The following is a 14638-nucleotide window of genomic DNA, read 5'->3' as shown; positions in this document are numbered from 1 at the left end:
TCCTTCGCACCCTTTTTGTCCAATTTAATTTCCTGCGAATTTTTAGATACGCGTTCCGAATTGGTACAACTTGCAGTTAAAAGTATCCAGGCGACCCAACAATAGAAACGCATAATTTAGTCTTTTTGCTGGGCACATGAAAATACAGGGTTGGGACTAAATATAGGTGTAGCCTCAGAATGGATGATTCCCTTCCATGGCGATTCCGCAGCCATAGTAGCCCAGGCCCCATTATGAGCAAAGACCATATTATTATTGGTAAATGTATTCTCGCAACAGACACCTGTTAAAGCAAAACCTAACTCAGGCAAAGAGTTATCAGGTTCAAAATCGGAAGTCAGCATGTTATATTCGATCATATTTTGTAATTAACCATCAGAAAAAGTAAATGTTTTACGGTGGGTATCGCCAATGTGAACCCCGATTTGAGATAACACTAGGTTGTTCACTAAAATAGCTAAGGGGGCGGGGAGTTTTTTGCGGGTATTTTAGAAACTTGCCCCTCCTGATAGCCAGCATGACAAATCTCTGACCTCAAGCCCTTCTTGGTAAAATCAGCTTAATAACTTTTGGCGCAGATAAAATTCCAATTGCTCATTAGCTTTTTTAAGGTCCGATATTAATTTCTTGTTTTCCCGTCTGAGGTCAAAGAGTTCCATAGCCTGGTGTAAAATAGATTTCATATAATCTGAATCCCAGGGTTTGGTAAGATAGCGATACACCTCTCCTTTATTAATTGAATCTATTACTGCCTCCATATCACTATATCCGGTAAGAAGAATGCGAATAGGCTCTGGGTGAGAATTTTTTATTTCAGAAAAAAATTGAACACCAGTAGTTTGAGGCATTCGCTGGTCTGACACAATAATTTTTATTTCGTGATCTTCCATGTATTTACGCGCTTCCTTTACAGAAATTGCAGTGTAGATTTCGAAATCGCGCCGCAAAACAGCTTTAAATGCAACAAGATTGTGCTCCTCATCATCAATATATAAAATGGCCGATCTCATTTTACTTTCTTCTTCTTCTCTTTTACCCTTGTTATCGTACATACTACTATGGCTCGTCTAATTTTTTACAAAAAATGTGAAAAAACACATTTTAATTAATAGATTCGAAGGTATTAAAATTACTCAATAAGCCCTTTATATCTTTATGATAGATATTGATTTTTTAGACAGAAAACTTTCAAACGCGGTAAAAGCGGATGTAACGGTATGGAAACCGGTTTTATTAAATTTAAAAAAGGAAGGAGATTTAGCGCACTTCTTGGATATTTTGGATACTAAAAAACCTGTTGTTACCGATGAAATAGTTGATCAGGTAAAAGAACTGATAAAGTGCCAATATCCTCGAAAACGCTTAAGTGGCGCTGCACTACTCAACGCTACAAACGATTATTTTGGTAGTGAACCGAAGGAAATATACGGAGTATGGGTTTATTACCCCTGGTCAAACAGATTGGTGCACATACTTGATAAAAAAGAGTTTACCCAGGTAAGAACCAATAGAAACCACTATAAAATTAGCCCCCGGGAGCAAGAGATTCTTGCTACCAAAAAGGTGGGATTAGTCGGTCTCTCCGTTGGGCAATCTGTAGCGGTAACTATGGCGATGGAGCGTGGATTTGGGGAATTGCGTTTAGCCGACTTTGACGCTCTCGAGCTTACCAATTTGAACAGAATTCGCACCGGAGTGCACAATATGGGATTGAGCAAGGTGTATGCAGTAGCGAGAGAAATATTGGAAATAGATCCCTACTTAAAGCTTACCTGTTTTACAGACGGGCTCACCGAAGAGAATATTGACGATTTTTTTACAAAAGGTGGGAATTTAGATCTCTTTATTGATGAGTGTGATGGCCTTGATATAAAAGTACTGAGTCGTTATAAAGCGCGCGAAATGAAAATTCCTGTGGTAATGGAGGCCAGTGATCGCGGGATGGTTGATGTAGAGCGCTTTGATTTAGAGCCCAATCGGCCATTGCTTCATGGCACCATTGGCGATTTAAACCCTGAAAAATTAAAAACTTTAAAAACCAACGAGGATAAAATTCCATATATGCTCGCCATTGTAGGTGCAGACACCATATCTACAAGAGCCAAGGCAAGTATGCTTGAAATCGGTGAAACGATTACTACCTGGCCTCAGCTCGCATCTGCCGTTACCCTGGGAGGTGGTATAACTGCCGATGTGGTAAGACGAATTCTCCTGGATCAGTACCACGAGTCGGGCAGATACTATGTAGATGTTGAAGCGCTTATCGGGAATAAAAATAAGCTGAAAAATGAGCGAATTGAATCAAAAAAAGTAGATTCAGGAAATATCGATTTTGGATCGATTCCTAAAGCAGCAGTAAATGAATTGCACTTGAATCAAGCCGCAATTGAAAATATTGCTAAAGCCGCATGTCACGCCCCTTCGGGTGGTAATTTGCAACCCTGGCGATGGTCTTACTCAGATGGAATAATGCAGCTGAAACAGGATGCCTCTCTTATTAGCAGTTTTTTAGACCATAATTTTATTGCTTCGTACATAGCCCTCGGAGCATCATTAGAAAATGCAGTATTAGCAGGCGTAAAACAAGGGGTTGAAGCATCTGTTAACAATTTTCCAGTTTCGGAAAGCAAGGATATCATTGCCCATTTGACTTTTGCCGAAAAGGCAGACTTCAACGCTGACGACAAAAAATTAAGTCAACATATTTTTGATCGACGTACCAATAGAAATATTGAACCAGGCGAAAAAATTAGCGCTGAGCATATTCAATATTTAAAGCGTATTGCCGAAAAAAACGGATCTGAATTATTGATAATTGAAGACTCAGAAACTAAAGAAGCACTCTCTGATGTCATTGCATTTGCCGAAAGGTTTAGAATAATGCACCCTACTGGCCACCAGAATTTTATAGAAGAAATGCGCTGGAGTGCTCAAGAAGCCGAAGAAACAAAAGATGGAATTGATATTAATACAGTAGATCTTACGGTGGGCGAACTCACCGGTTTTAAATTGGCCCGCGAAACAAATGTAATAGATAAATTGGTAGAATGGGGCGGTGGAACCGCCTTTGAAAAACTATCCAGAAAAAGCACTAGTGCCGCCTCCGTATTGGGCATTATTACACGTCACTCTCACTCCCCTATTGATTTCATTGACGCAGGAAGAGATATGGAGCGCGTATGGATAGGAGCCAATGCAGAAAAAATAGGATTTCAACCGCAGTCACCTATTAGTCTTATCTTGCAACGACTTAGTACAAAAAATGATTTAAGTGACAAACAAGCAATAGAATTGCAAATAGCTGCAAACCAATTAAAGCGTATTATTTCCCCGCTAACCACGAAAGAACCCGTTTTTATTTTTCGATTGTTTTACGCCCATAAACCGGTAGTAAAATCTTATAGAAGGAATATTAATGAACACTTTCAAAAAAGATAATGATTCAACTTCGTGCGTTTAGAGCAATAGATGAAGAAGAAACTTGTTACGAATTTGCTGATGGTCACAAAAAGGTATTAGAAGGATTTAATCTCGGCAATATCACAACAAATAACGTAAGCTGGGCGTATAACCCAAATGTTTATGTTATAATGGCTTACGACAGAGATAGTAGAGATCTTCTGGGTGGAATCCGCGTACAAATTGCTGATGGTATTCATCCGTTGCCTGTAGAAGATGCAGTTTCTGATTTTGACGCAAGTATTCATGACATGGTTAGTCATTATGCCCTTTCGGGCGGCACTTCAGAGCTATGTGGCTTATGGAATAGCCGCAGCAAAGCACCCAATATGGGAGTAACAATAAATCTGGTAGTGGCAGGCATGGCTTTGTGCAGCCAGCTTCCTATTACTTCCATTTTTACCATAGTGGCGTCGTACACCTTAAAAATAGCCAGACAAATGGGTTATCGCATAGAAACCAGTCTTGGAAATAATGGTGAATTTATTTATCCGAACTCTAACTACGTTGCGCGCGTATTATCCATGAATCCGCGAACACTGGAACATACATTTGGTATGTACAAAGAAAAAATCATTGCTTTGAGAGAAAATCCAAATCTGGAAAGAATTGAGACCATAGGCGATGACAATCAAATATTGTACAGTCATGATATGCAGTTGAAAAATGTGGGAGTCATAGATTACGCTTTTAAATGAAAAAATTCTTCCTGGTTCTGCTGCTTTTTCAGCAATTATTCGTTCAAGCTCAAAATGAGCTGGTAATAAGCGACGCATTTACCTTAGAGGTGTTGGGGAAGGAATTGCAAGTTTACAATGATGATTCAGGAAGATTATCACTCCAAGAGATTATTCATAAGGATTTTATCAATAACGAAGCAGCAAGGCCTAATCTTGGATTTTCAAAGGGAGCTTACTGGGTACGTACTAGCGTTAAGAACATCTCTGATAGCCGGGATTTTAACTTATTAATAAATCAACCTTTACTTGATACCCTTGATATTTATATTCTTAATGATGTTGACTCTATAATATCTGCATATACCGTAGGCGAAAGTTTTTCTAAAACTGCTACACCTTTCAACACGAAGCGAAATTACAGAATTCCATTAATCATCCACGAAGGTGAAACGCAAAAAATTTATATGCGCATAGCTACAGCTGAACAAATTGTTTTGCCTGTTTATATCGCTACTCAAGAAGGTACTTGGAATCTTTATACGAACTCAAATCTACTATTTGGTGCCTACTTTGGGATTATAATAGTTATGATGCTGTACAATTTCTTTATCTTCCTAAGTGTAAGAGACCGAAGCTATTTGATTTACGTAATCTACGTTTTCTTCGTTGGTATTACGCAGGCCGCTCTAGAGGGCTATACCCATTTATATATTTGGCCAGAATTTTCCTGGTTGGCCAGCAGAAGCGTTTATTTATTCACTTCACTTGTCAGTATTTCATCGATCACTTTCTTGCGCGAATTTTTACGGACTCGCATATACGCTCCTAGACTTCACAAAATATCGAATTTGATCTATATATACTTTATAACGATATTTATTTTTGCGCTGATCGATATTAACCCGATTGTCCACGTCGCTTCTCAAATAGGTATAGGAGTGGTTGGTTTTTACATTTTCGCTACTAGCATCGTTGTTTACAGAAGTGGATATACCCCGGCCAAGTTTTATCTTCTTGCTTGGAGTATTCTTTTGGTTGGAATTGTTATTTATTCTTTAAAAGATTCCGGACTCATTCCATCAAATCCCTTTACTAACTACATGTTGATGGTAGGAAGCGCTATTGAAGTTGTACTACTTTCGCTTGCTTTGGCAGATAGAATTAATATTTTGAAAAAAGAAAAAGCTCAATCGCAGGCCGATGCTCTTAGAATTTCGAAAGAAAACGAGGAAATGGTCACCTTGCAAAATGTACAACTAGAGCAGAAAGTGAGCGAACGAACATTGGATTTAGAAACTTCAAATAACCAACTTTCAGTAACTTTACACAATTTGCAGGAAACGCAGAGCCAGCTGGTTGATGCAGAGAAAATGGCTTCGCTAGGCCAGCTCACCGCTGGTATAGCTCACGAAATTAACAATCCAATAAACTTCGTAATTGCCAATATTAAACCATTGCGATATGATGTGAAAGATATTCTGGATATACTTGATAAATACGACGGAATAAGAACAAATGAAGAGTTTGACAGTGAGAAGGAAAAAATAGAAGCTTTCAAAAAAGAAGTAGATATTGAGTATGTTAAAAATGAGATAGATCAATTGCTTGATGGAATTCAGGACGGCGCGAGAAGAACTGCAGAAATTGTGGGTGGACTAAAAAACTTCAGTCGCTTGGATGAGAGTAATTTAAAATATGTAGATATAAACGAAGGGATTGAATCTACTCTAGTCATATTACGTGGTACTATACCAGCGAACGTTCGGATCAATAAGGAACTTGGTGATTTACCAAATGTAGAATGCCTGCCCGGCAAAATAAATCAAGTATTTATGAATATCGCAAACAACGCTTTACAGGCGTTGTCAAAAAAAGATGATGAAATTGATTTATTCTTAAATATAAAATCTTGGCACAATGGAGATTTTGTTTACATTAGTTTCGAAGATAACGGTTTAGGAATTGCTGAAGAGCATAAAAATCGTATTTTCGATCCGTTTTTTACAACCAAAGATGTAGGTGAAGGCACCGGTCTTGGGCTTAGCATTTCATTTAAAATTATTGAAAAGCACAAAGGACAGATTAAGGTAGATTCAGAAGTAAATAATGGTGCGAAGTTCACCATTAAATTACCTGTAAAATCAGCAATAGATATGAATGATGAATAATGACAAATCCTAAAAGTAAAATATCAATTTTATATGTTGATGATGAAGTGCACAATCTAAGTGCCTTTAAGGCAAGTTTCAGACGCGATCATGACGTGCATTTGGCCAATTCTGCCAATGAAGCTTTTACTTTATTGGAAACCATTTCACCTCAGATCATCATAGCCGATCAGCGTATGCCTGAAGTGACCGGTGTTGAATTTTTTGAACGTTTACACGCCAAAAACCCAGATCCAATCCGCATTTTGCTTACTGCATACACCAGCTCTCAAACAGTTATTGAAGCGGTAAACAAAGGGCAAATTGACAAATACCTGGTAAAACCCTGGAACAATGATTTAATGCAATCAACTTTGCAGACAGGTTTTTCTATGTACGAGGCTAGAGTGGCGCTTCGTGTTAAAAATGAAGAGCTTAGAAGAACAAACTCTGAGCTTAATCGTTTTGTTTACAGTGTTTCTCACGATCTTCGCGCTCCGCTTATGTCTATGCTTGGTTTAATAAATCTCGCAAAACTCGAAAAAGAAATAGACAGCCAGGTTCAGTTATTTGAACTAATGGAAAAGAGTGTGATAAAAATGGATAATTATATTCAAACCACTCTTGATTACTATCGTAATTTTAAATCGGAAATAAGCATTGAAGCTGTTCAAGTTGAAGTTCTTATAAACGATATTATTGACTCCTTAAAATCGTACCATCCGAAATGTAAAATCAATTTTATACACACTGGTGCGAAAGAATTATATTCCGACCGAATGCGGTTGAAGATTTGCCTGAGCAATATTATATCCAATGCTGTAAAATACGGACGGAAAAATTCTGATCCATACGAAATCAATATTCAAACAAATTTAACCGAAGAAGTGTACTCGGTAGATGTGGAGGATTTTGGAATTGGGATTTCTGAGGCAGAATTGCCCAAAATCTACGATATGTTTTACAGAAGCCCTAAAAATAAGGATTCAAAGAGTACCGGGCTAGGGCTTTACTTAGTAAAAGAAGCTATACACAGAATTAAAGGACAAGTTACAGTTGACTCTGTGTTGGGAAAAGGCACAAGGTTTAAACTGACTATTCCGAATCAGAAGAAATAAAATGAAGAAGCTCAGACATCTCAAGGCATATATTGTAGATGATGATGAAGTCGAATTATATGTTATCCAAAGAATCATCTACCTAAAGCGCCTCGCCGAGAAAGTGGAAGTGTATAGATCTGGCAATGAACTTATAGAAGCTTTGCAGCGAACCATTGAACCACCCGATTACATTCTAATAAATTATAGAATGAGTGGCGAAAACGGTTTAGAAATTCTTGAAAAAATTCAGGATTTAAATCTCAATAAGCCAGAAAGCCCACCTTTCTTTATTCTCACATCAAGCACGGCCGACCTATCTGATCTAGATGCGATTATGAGCGATAAGAATATTGACGGATTTCTTTATAAACCACTCATTGCCAAAAAATTGAAAGAGCAATTAAAGTCCCTTTTTAGTTGAACCTATTTGGTTTAATCCTATTTTATTTACTTCTTTAATCTACTATATTTGATTCTATTAGAATCTTTTTTGGTTTTTAAGCAGCTTTTACGTATATTTTTGAATACCTTGAAAATCAAAAAAGGTGGATGTCGCTTACATTAACCTGACCTTCAATCGATTAAAATTTACATCAATTTAATCAAAATATTCACTAATTAATGATATTCACCCAGCAATTCATTAAAATATGATACATCCAAAAACAGAATTAAAATTTATTAGTAATGATGTCGGATATGGTGTGATAGCCACCGAATTTATCCCGAAAGGAACCATCACCTGGGCGCTGGATAAATTAGACCGCGAGTTTGATCCAGAAAAAGTTCATGACTTTGATCCGCTTTACCGCGAAATATTAGACACCTATTGTTTTAGAAATAATCAGGGCCAACTCGTATTATGCTGGGACAATGCGCGTTTTGTAAATCACAGTTTTAATTCAAACTGCCTCACAACGGCTTATGACTTTGAGATTGCCATTCGCGATATTCAGCCAGGCGAGCAACTTACTGACGATTATGGATATCTCAATATTGAGTCACCCTTTCGGGGAATAGACGAAGGCACGAAGCGGAAAGTAGTGTACCCCAATGACTTATTAAAGTATCATAAAGTTTGGGATAAGCAATTGCTCCAGGCGTTTAAGGGTCTTTCAGGATGCGATCAACCTCTCAGAACCCTTTTGAGTGATGAAACCTGGCAAAAGGCCATAGCAATAAGTAAAGGAAATGCTGAAATGGACTCAATTCTTAATTGCTATTATCCAAATGGCGACCAGAAAGTTTTTTCAGCCCAGTAATAAAATAGGTTAAAACAATTAGATGCCCGATACCTCATCAAGGTCGGGCATTTTTTTTGCGTTTAACTCCTCCCATTGATTCATAAAAAAATTGATGTTCAGCTCGCTTCCGGTTATAATGACTTCATCGTCTTCGCGAAGAATTGTATCGCCGGTAAAGTTCTTTTTGAGTTTACCATTTCGCAATATACCTACCACTCTCACTTTATTTTCATCAAATATTTTGGTTTCGCAGAGGTGTTTTTCACTAAAAAGGCTATGGCGATCAATATGAATATTGGCTGTTTTTAGTTTTGCTATTTCAACGGCATTGCGCTTATACACATGGTAGTTGCTGTGTATTGCGCTGTAGGTTTCATCTCTTATCGTTTCAATATAGTCATCAATCTCATCATTGCTTACCAAAAATTGATTGAGCATTCGTGCAAACACTTCAACCGATGCTTCAAATTCTTCGCTAATTGCCTCGCTTGCACCACCTATTAAAAGCTCTTCGGACTGAGCAATGGTTTTGGCTCTAATAACTACATGTACCGTTTTGGACAGTTCTCGAATTTGAGAAACAATAACCAATGCATCATGATGATCTGATACAGCAACTACTGCCACCCGTGCTCTATGAATACGAACATGATCAAGAATATGAGTGTTTTTGGCGTCGCCAAAAAGTATAGGCTCACCTTTGTCTTTTGCTTTTTTCACCAAATCAGCATCCATTTCTAATATGACATAGGGAATTTCAGCTTTTCGGGCTGTTCGTGCGGCATTATGGCCATTCGTACCATATCCTATTATAATAAGGTGTCCTTGTAATTCATCCAGGTCATCTGTATCAGTTTCCACAACATTTCCAACTGCATTTTCCATAAAAGCCAGCTTTTTAAAGGGTGTGCGCAAAAGGTTTGCCGCAAGCTTGTCGCCATAGTCGATTAAAAAGGGTGTCATACCCATTGTAAGAATCGATACCGAAAGAAAATACTGGTAGGTATTGTCATTAAGCAATCCTGTCTCTAAACCACTTCTGGATAGAATAAATGCAAACTCACCTACTTGGAAAAGGCTAAATCCGGCGACAATTCCGGTTTTTAGCGGATACTTTAACGCCAGCGTAGAAAGGACTATGATGCCAAATTTAATGATGAAAACGCCAAATGTGAATAGCGCGACCAAAGCGAGATTATGAATTACAAAATCTAAATCGAGTAGCATTCCTATTGAAACAAAGAAAAAGCTAGTAAATATTTCCCGAAATGGAATGATTAAACCAGTAGCCTGATGGCTATATTCACTTTCGCTAATACTCAAACCAGCCATAAATGCCCCCAGAGCAAGCGAGAGGCCCATTATAGATGTAAAATAGGCTACAGAAAAGCAAATAACAATGATGGTAATTAGAAAAAGTTCACGGCTACGTGTACGAGCAATTTCGTGCAATAGGCGCGGCACCAAATGTCGCGCAGAGACATATACCAGTCCTATAACAAGTATAACCTTAATAAGCAATATGAAGAGAGACATGGCCACATTTGAATCAAGCCCAGCCAAAATTGGTGTAAGCAACATCATAGGCACCACGATTACATCTTGAAAAATCAAGATTCCAAGGGCTATTCTACCTTGAGGGGTTCGCATAAGCCCCTTATCCTGAAGCACTTTAAGAACGATGGCGGTTGAGCTCAAAGAAATAAGAAAACCCAGAAAAACTGCTTCATTCATTCCAAACCCGAGGAAATAAGCTATAAGGCCAGAAAGCAAAATAGTAAGGCCTACCTGCATACTCCCGCCTACAAGTACCACCTTTTTCATTGATACCAAGCTTTTTATACTAAACTCTAATCCGATTATAAACAGAAGTAAGATAACACCTATTTCACTTAGCATTTCTATCTCTTCACCAGACTGTACAAAACCCAAAGCGTGAGGGCCAAACATTACACCAGTAGCCAAAAAGCCCAGCACAGCAGGCATATTTAGCTTTTGAAAAATATATATTACGAGAATAGAAAGACCGAGAATAACCATAATCTCTGTCAAAAAAGGGATTTCGGTCGCGCTGGCGAGTAATATCATAGGTGGCTTATAATTTCCCGTTAAAATACTAATAATTTTAAAAGCATTTAGAAGTTCTTCAAGATGTTTTGAAGAAAATTTCTTAAAAAAAGATTTTGTTCAAATTTCTCAAAGCCCGGCTATTCAGGTCTCATTAAAATATATGGCATACCAAAAATAAGCGCCATGCGTTTAAGAAGATGATGAACTCATTCTTTTTTCTATTTTCATTTTTCTTGATCCCTTTTTTTGATTTCACCGATTCTCGGCAGGAATTGACCGATACTGTTGTGTGTATTTCAGAGAACGAAAAATCTCTGGCAGATCTCATTAATGAGTACCGAACAACTCATGGCCTGCAACCGGTAACACTTTCAGCTTCGCTCACAGAAGTAGCGCAATTACACGTACGCGATTTGATTGAAAAAAAGCCGTATGACGAAAATGGAAAATGCAATATGCATTCCTGGTCGAAAGGCGAAAAATGGAGTGGGTGCTGCTACAATTCTGGAGACGATGGAGATTGTATGTGGAATAAACCCAGAGAGATAAACAGCTATCAAGGCGATGGTTATGAAATAGTTATGGCGCAATTTAATAGTCAATTTCCTGATAAGGAAGTAAGTGCGCTTGATGCTTTGAACAGCTGGAAAAAAAGTCCCAGACACAATGCCGTGCTTCTCAATAAAGAAATTTGGAAGTCAACTGAATACAAAGCCATGGGCGTTGGGATTTACAAAGGTTTTGCAGCCGTTTGGCTTGGTGAGGAATTAGATTTCCAAGGTGAACCGAATGTTTGTTCTAATTGAAAACCTCATACTACACCTTACCGAAATCGTAGTCTTTGTCTTTTACTTTAATGGCTTTGTAAATCAAGTAAACACTGATTAGCACAAAAACGTGAACCAAATCTTTGTGCGAGAACCACACCGGGTTGATGTCGTATTTCACCAGATACAGGAAACCGGAAAAGAAGACAACCAAAAAAGCATTTCTGATTTGTTTATATGCGGGAATGGATTTTGTAAGCCTGATTGACAGCCATATAACGAGAAAATAGGTTAGGGCAATATCTATTACTATGGGCAAGAAAGAATAAATGTAAAACATAAATGCATTTGCCACGACCATCTTAATGAGAAGAAGAATATTAAGCCAGCGCATTTTTGCCGGAAAGGCAGCCGAAAGAATTACAAAGGCTGCAAAGTAATTTCCAATGGGCAGAAACACGTTTTTTAAAGTCCACATCCAATAGAAAAGAGATTCGCCTAGTACGGTCGGAAATCCGTGAACAAGTGCGCCCCCTACTCCAGCGAGCCCAATCATTGCGATAAAAAGTGCCCAGTATTTTTGAAAAGAATCTTTTAGCCTCGGTAATTTGAGAAGTAGAGCCAGGCAAAGAATGGCAATAAGCAGATCGGTAATAAGACCGCCGGGTTCGTGAATATAAATACCGGAAACCGAAATTCCCGAGAATACTTCTGGATACATGCTATCAAAAATTTTGGCAAAGCTAAGAATTCCAGACTTTCAGAATCAATTTATGCTGTCAGAGGTGCTAAATGCGTATTTTTCATTCTCACTACAGACAAGAAAAGGTCCTGCCTCCATAATTTGAGCAAGCTAAACTTCCCACTTACCTTTTCTCGTTGGCTGCATCAACCCTTGATTTAAAGCTTCTAAAAAATGGATTCGATCTACCTCGATGGCACCCATTCTGGCTAAATGAGGTGAGGGCACTTGACAGTCGATCATCAAAAAATCCCTGTTTTCAAGCCATTTACAGAGCCGTATCAACGCAAGTTTCGACATATTGGGCTCATGACTAAACATGCTCTCGCCAAAAAACACACCACCTATACTTACACCATATAAACCACCAACGAGCTTACCTTTCCTCCAAATTTCAGCACTATGCGCCATACCTACCTCATGCAGTCTGATATAAGCATTTTTCATTTCTTTTGTAATCCATGTTCCATGTTGATCGTTACGTGGAATCTTAGAACAGATATCAATAACTTGCTCAAATTCAGAATCAAGCTTGAATTCAAAATCCGAGTTATTGAGAAGTGGTTTCATGCTTTTCTGCACTTTCACTTCCGAAGGAAGTAGCACACAACGCGGATCGGGGCTCCACCAAAGAATAGGATCTCCGGCATTGTACCAAGGAAACAACCCCTGCGAATAAGCAGTTAGCAGCCAATCTTCGTGAAGCTTTCCTCCTATTGCAAGTAATCCTTCATCATTTGCCAGCAGCGCTGATGGAAAGATTAAGGAATCATCGTTAAGTTGAAAAACAGGCATCCGCAAATATAATTATCAAAGCTTCGTACCTTTGCATCGTGGATGAAATAATCGCAAAACTTTCAAGTGCATTTAAGTCGCCATTGCCCGGATGGAATGCCCAAAAACGACTTATTAATTACGACCGGCCTCCACCGGATAATATTTCAAATATCGACCCTACAGCCAGGCAGAGTGCGGTATTGACATTGCTGTATCCAAAAAACGGAGAACTTTATACCGTGTTAATGCTACGAAATGTTTATGAGGGTACGCATAGTGGCCAAGTGAGTTTTCCCGGTGGCAAGCGCGAATTGGAAGATAAATCGCTTTGGCAAACTGCCTTGCGCGAAGCCAATGAAGAAGTGGGAATCAATGAGCAAAGTGTATTTTTAATTGGCGAACTAACGAAGGTTTATATTCCTCCCAGCCGGTTTTTGGTTACACCATTTCTGGCTTACGCTAAGGAGGCACCTATTTTTAAGCGAGACAGAATAGAGGTGCAACGTATTATTGAGACCCCTGTTTCGGTATTTCTAAATGCGGCAGCAATTCGCGAGAAAATGCTTTTTGTAAGCTCTATGAATACCGAAATACCGGTAAAATATTACGAGGTAAATGGCGAAATAGTGTGGGGAGCTACAGCTATGATGCTGAGTGAACTGTCAGAGATTTTGAATAAATCTCAAATCCATAATTTAGAATGACAGACGAAAGCATGGGCGAATAATCGCCCTGCTTCCAGTTAGTATAACATTAAATATTATTGCTTAAATTTTTCGATTACTTTTTCTGAAACACCTGTAAAGCTGTAACCCCCATCATGGAACAGATTCTGCATGGTAACATATTTTGTCAAATCGCTAAACATGCTGACCACGTAATTGGCGCATTCGATCGAACCTGCATTACCCAGTGGACTCATATCTTCGGCGTAAGCCACAAATTCATCAAATCCTTTAACTCCGCTCCCGGCAGTAGTCATAGTGGGTGATTGAGAAATGGTATTAATACGCACTTTGTTGCGTATGCCGTAATGGTATCCAAAACTTCTTGTAATTGACTCAAGAAGCGACTTGGCATCTGCCATATCATTATAATCTGGAAAAACACGCTGAGCTGCAATGTACGACAGTGCCACTACAGAACCCCAATCATTGACCGCATCTTTTTCGTAGGCCGTTTTTAGCACACGGTGCAGGCTCATGGCAGATATATCAAGTGTTTTATGATAAAAATCATAGTTGGTTTCGGTATAATGCTTGCCCTTACGCACGTTTGGAGACATACCAATAGAATGAAGAATAAAGTCGATTTTGCCTCCTAAGTGCTCGGTTGCCTTGTCAAACAAATTAGACAGATCGTCCATATCTGTAGCATCGGCAGGAATTACAAGCGCATTTCCGCAGCTTTCTGCAAGTTTGTTTATTTCGCCCATTCGCATAGCGATAGGTGCATTAGTAAGTACAAATTCAGCTCCTTCTTCATGCGCACGTTCAGCGACTTTCCAAGCGATAGACATATCGTTTAGCGCTCCAAATATGATTCCTTTCTTTCCTTTAAGCAGATTGTTTGACATAGAATATTGAGTATTTAGTATTTTGTATTGTGTATTTAGTATTGTGTATTTAGTATTGTGTATTTAGTATTGTGTA

At 38.6% G+C, this 14638-nt stretch carries 14 protein-coding genes; 8 read left to right on the top strand and 6 right to left on the bottom strand.

What is annotated here, in order from left to right; translation table 11 throughout:
* Window positions 1-116: 116 nt before the first annotated feature.
* Window positions 117-359 (bottom strand): hypothetical protein, encoded by a 243-nt coding sequence (locus G3O08_RS19420; RefSeq protein WP_163287118.1) that lies wholly within the window; start codon window positions 357-359, stop codon window positions 117-119.
* A gap of 195 nt (window positions 360-554) precedes the next feature.
* A complete protein-coding gene (locus tag G3O08_RS19415; RefSeq protein ID WP_163287117.1) occupies window positions 555-1052 on the bottom strand; it encodes a response regulator in 498 nt (165 codons plus the stop codon).
* A 103-nt stretch (window positions 1053-1155) separates the two neighbouring features.
* Between G3O08_RS19415 and G3O08_RS19410 the strand changes: the two genes are divergently transcribed.
* The 6 genes from G3O08_RS19410 to G3O08_RS19385 all read left to right on the top strand — a co-directional run bounded on the left by G3O08_RS19410 (window position 1156) and on the right by G3O08_RS19385 (window position 8648).
* A complete protein-coding gene (locus G3O08_RS19410; protein WP_163287116.1) occupies window positions 1156-3438 on the top strand; it encodes an Rv1355c family protein in 2283 nt (760 codons plus the stop codon).
* Window positions 3438-4157, top strand: a complete 720-nt coding sequence (locus G3O08_RS19405) for a hypothetical protein (protein WP_163287115.1) — start codon at window positions 3438-3440, stop codon at window positions 4155-4157. Before G3O08_RS19410 ends, G3O08_RS19405 begins: the two co-directional genes overlap by 1 nt.
* Window positions 4154-6307, top strand: coding sequence for a sensor histidine kinase (locus G3O08_RS21595; protein ID WP_163287114.1), 2154 nt, complete (start codon window positions 4154-4156; stop codon window positions 6305-6307). Before G3O08_RS19405 ends, G3O08_RS21595 begins: the two co-directional genes overlap by 4 nt.
* Window positions 6307-7404 (top strand): sensor histidine kinase, encoded by a 1098-nt coding sequence (locus G3O08_RS19395; protein ID WP_163287113.1) that lies wholly within the window; start codon window positions 6307-6309, stop codon window positions 7402-7404. The genes G3O08_RS21595 and G3O08_RS19395 overlap by 1 nt, the downstream gene beginning before the upstream one ends.
* Window position 7405: 1 nt before the next feature.
* Window positions 7406-7807, top strand: a complete 402-nt coding sequence (locus G3O08_RS19390; protein WP_163287112.1) for a response regulator — start codon at window positions 7406-7408, stop codon at window positions 7805-7807.
* 229 nt (window positions 7808-8036) lie between these two features.
* Complete coding sequence (locus tag G3O08_RS19385; protein WP_163287111.1) at window positions 8037-8648, top strand: SET domain-containing protein; 612 nt, start codon at window positions 8037-8039, stop codon at window positions 8646-8648.
* 18 nt (window positions 8649-8666) lie between these two features.
* Here the strand turns inward: G3O08_RS19385 and G3O08_RS19380 are convergent, their stop codons facing one another.
* A complete protein-coding gene (locus G3O08_RS19380) occupies window positions 8667-10718 on the bottom strand; it encodes a cation:proton antiporter (protein ID WP_163287110.1) in 2052 nt (683 codons plus the stop codon).
* 254 nt (window positions 10719-10972) lie between these two features.
* Between G3O08_RS19380 and G3O08_RS19375 the strand changes: the two genes are divergently transcribed.
* Window positions 10973-11506, top strand: coding sequence for a CAP domain-containing protein (locus G3O08_RS19375; RefSeq protein ID WP_163287109.1), 534 nt, complete (start codon window positions 10973-10975; stop codon window positions 11504-11506).
* Window positions 11507-11516: 10 nt separating this feature from the next.
* Here G3O08_RS19375 and G3O08_RS19370 read toward each other — a convergent pair whose 3' ends face one another.
* Together G3O08_RS19370 and aat are read right to left on the bottom strand one after the other, a co-directional pair.
* Window positions 11517-12188, bottom strand: coding sequence for a DUF6962 family protein (locus G3O08_RS19370; RefSeq protein WP_163287108.1), 672 nt, complete (start codon window positions 12186-12188; stop codon window positions 11517-11519).
* Window positions 12189-12320: 132 nt separating this feature from the next.
* On the bottom strand, window positions 12321-13004 hold the full coding sequence (aat, locus tag G3O08_RS19365; RefSeq protein ID WP_163287107.1) for a leucyl/phenylalanyl-tRNA--protein transferase: 684 nt from the start codon (window positions 13002-13004) through the stop codon (window positions 12321-12323).
* Between the two features lie 38 nt (window positions 13005-13042).
* Between aat and G3O08_RS19360 the strand changes: the two genes are divergently transcribed.
* Window positions 13043-13690, top strand: coding sequence for an NUDIX hydrolase (locus G3O08_RS19360; protein ID WP_163287106.1), 648 nt, complete (start codon window positions 13043-13045; stop codon window positions 13688-13690).
* A 56-nt stretch (window positions 13691-13746) separates the two neighbouring features.
* Here G3O08_RS19360 and G3O08_RS19355 read toward each other — a convergent pair whose 3' ends face one another.
* Entirely contained in the window at window positions 13747-14562 is an 816-nt protein-coding gene (locus tag G3O08_RS19355; protein ID WP_163287105.1) for an enoyl-ACP reductase FabI, read from the bottom strand.
* Window positions 14563-14638: the final 76 nt, after the last annotated feature.

It is taken from the genome of Cryomorpha ignava, assembly GCF_010686655.1.
Classification (GTDB): Bacteria; Bacteroidota; Bacteroidia; order Flavobacteriales_D; family Cryomorphaceae; genus Cryomorpha; species Cryomorpha ignava.
This window is presented reverse-complemented; position numbering and strand designations above follow the sequence as displayed.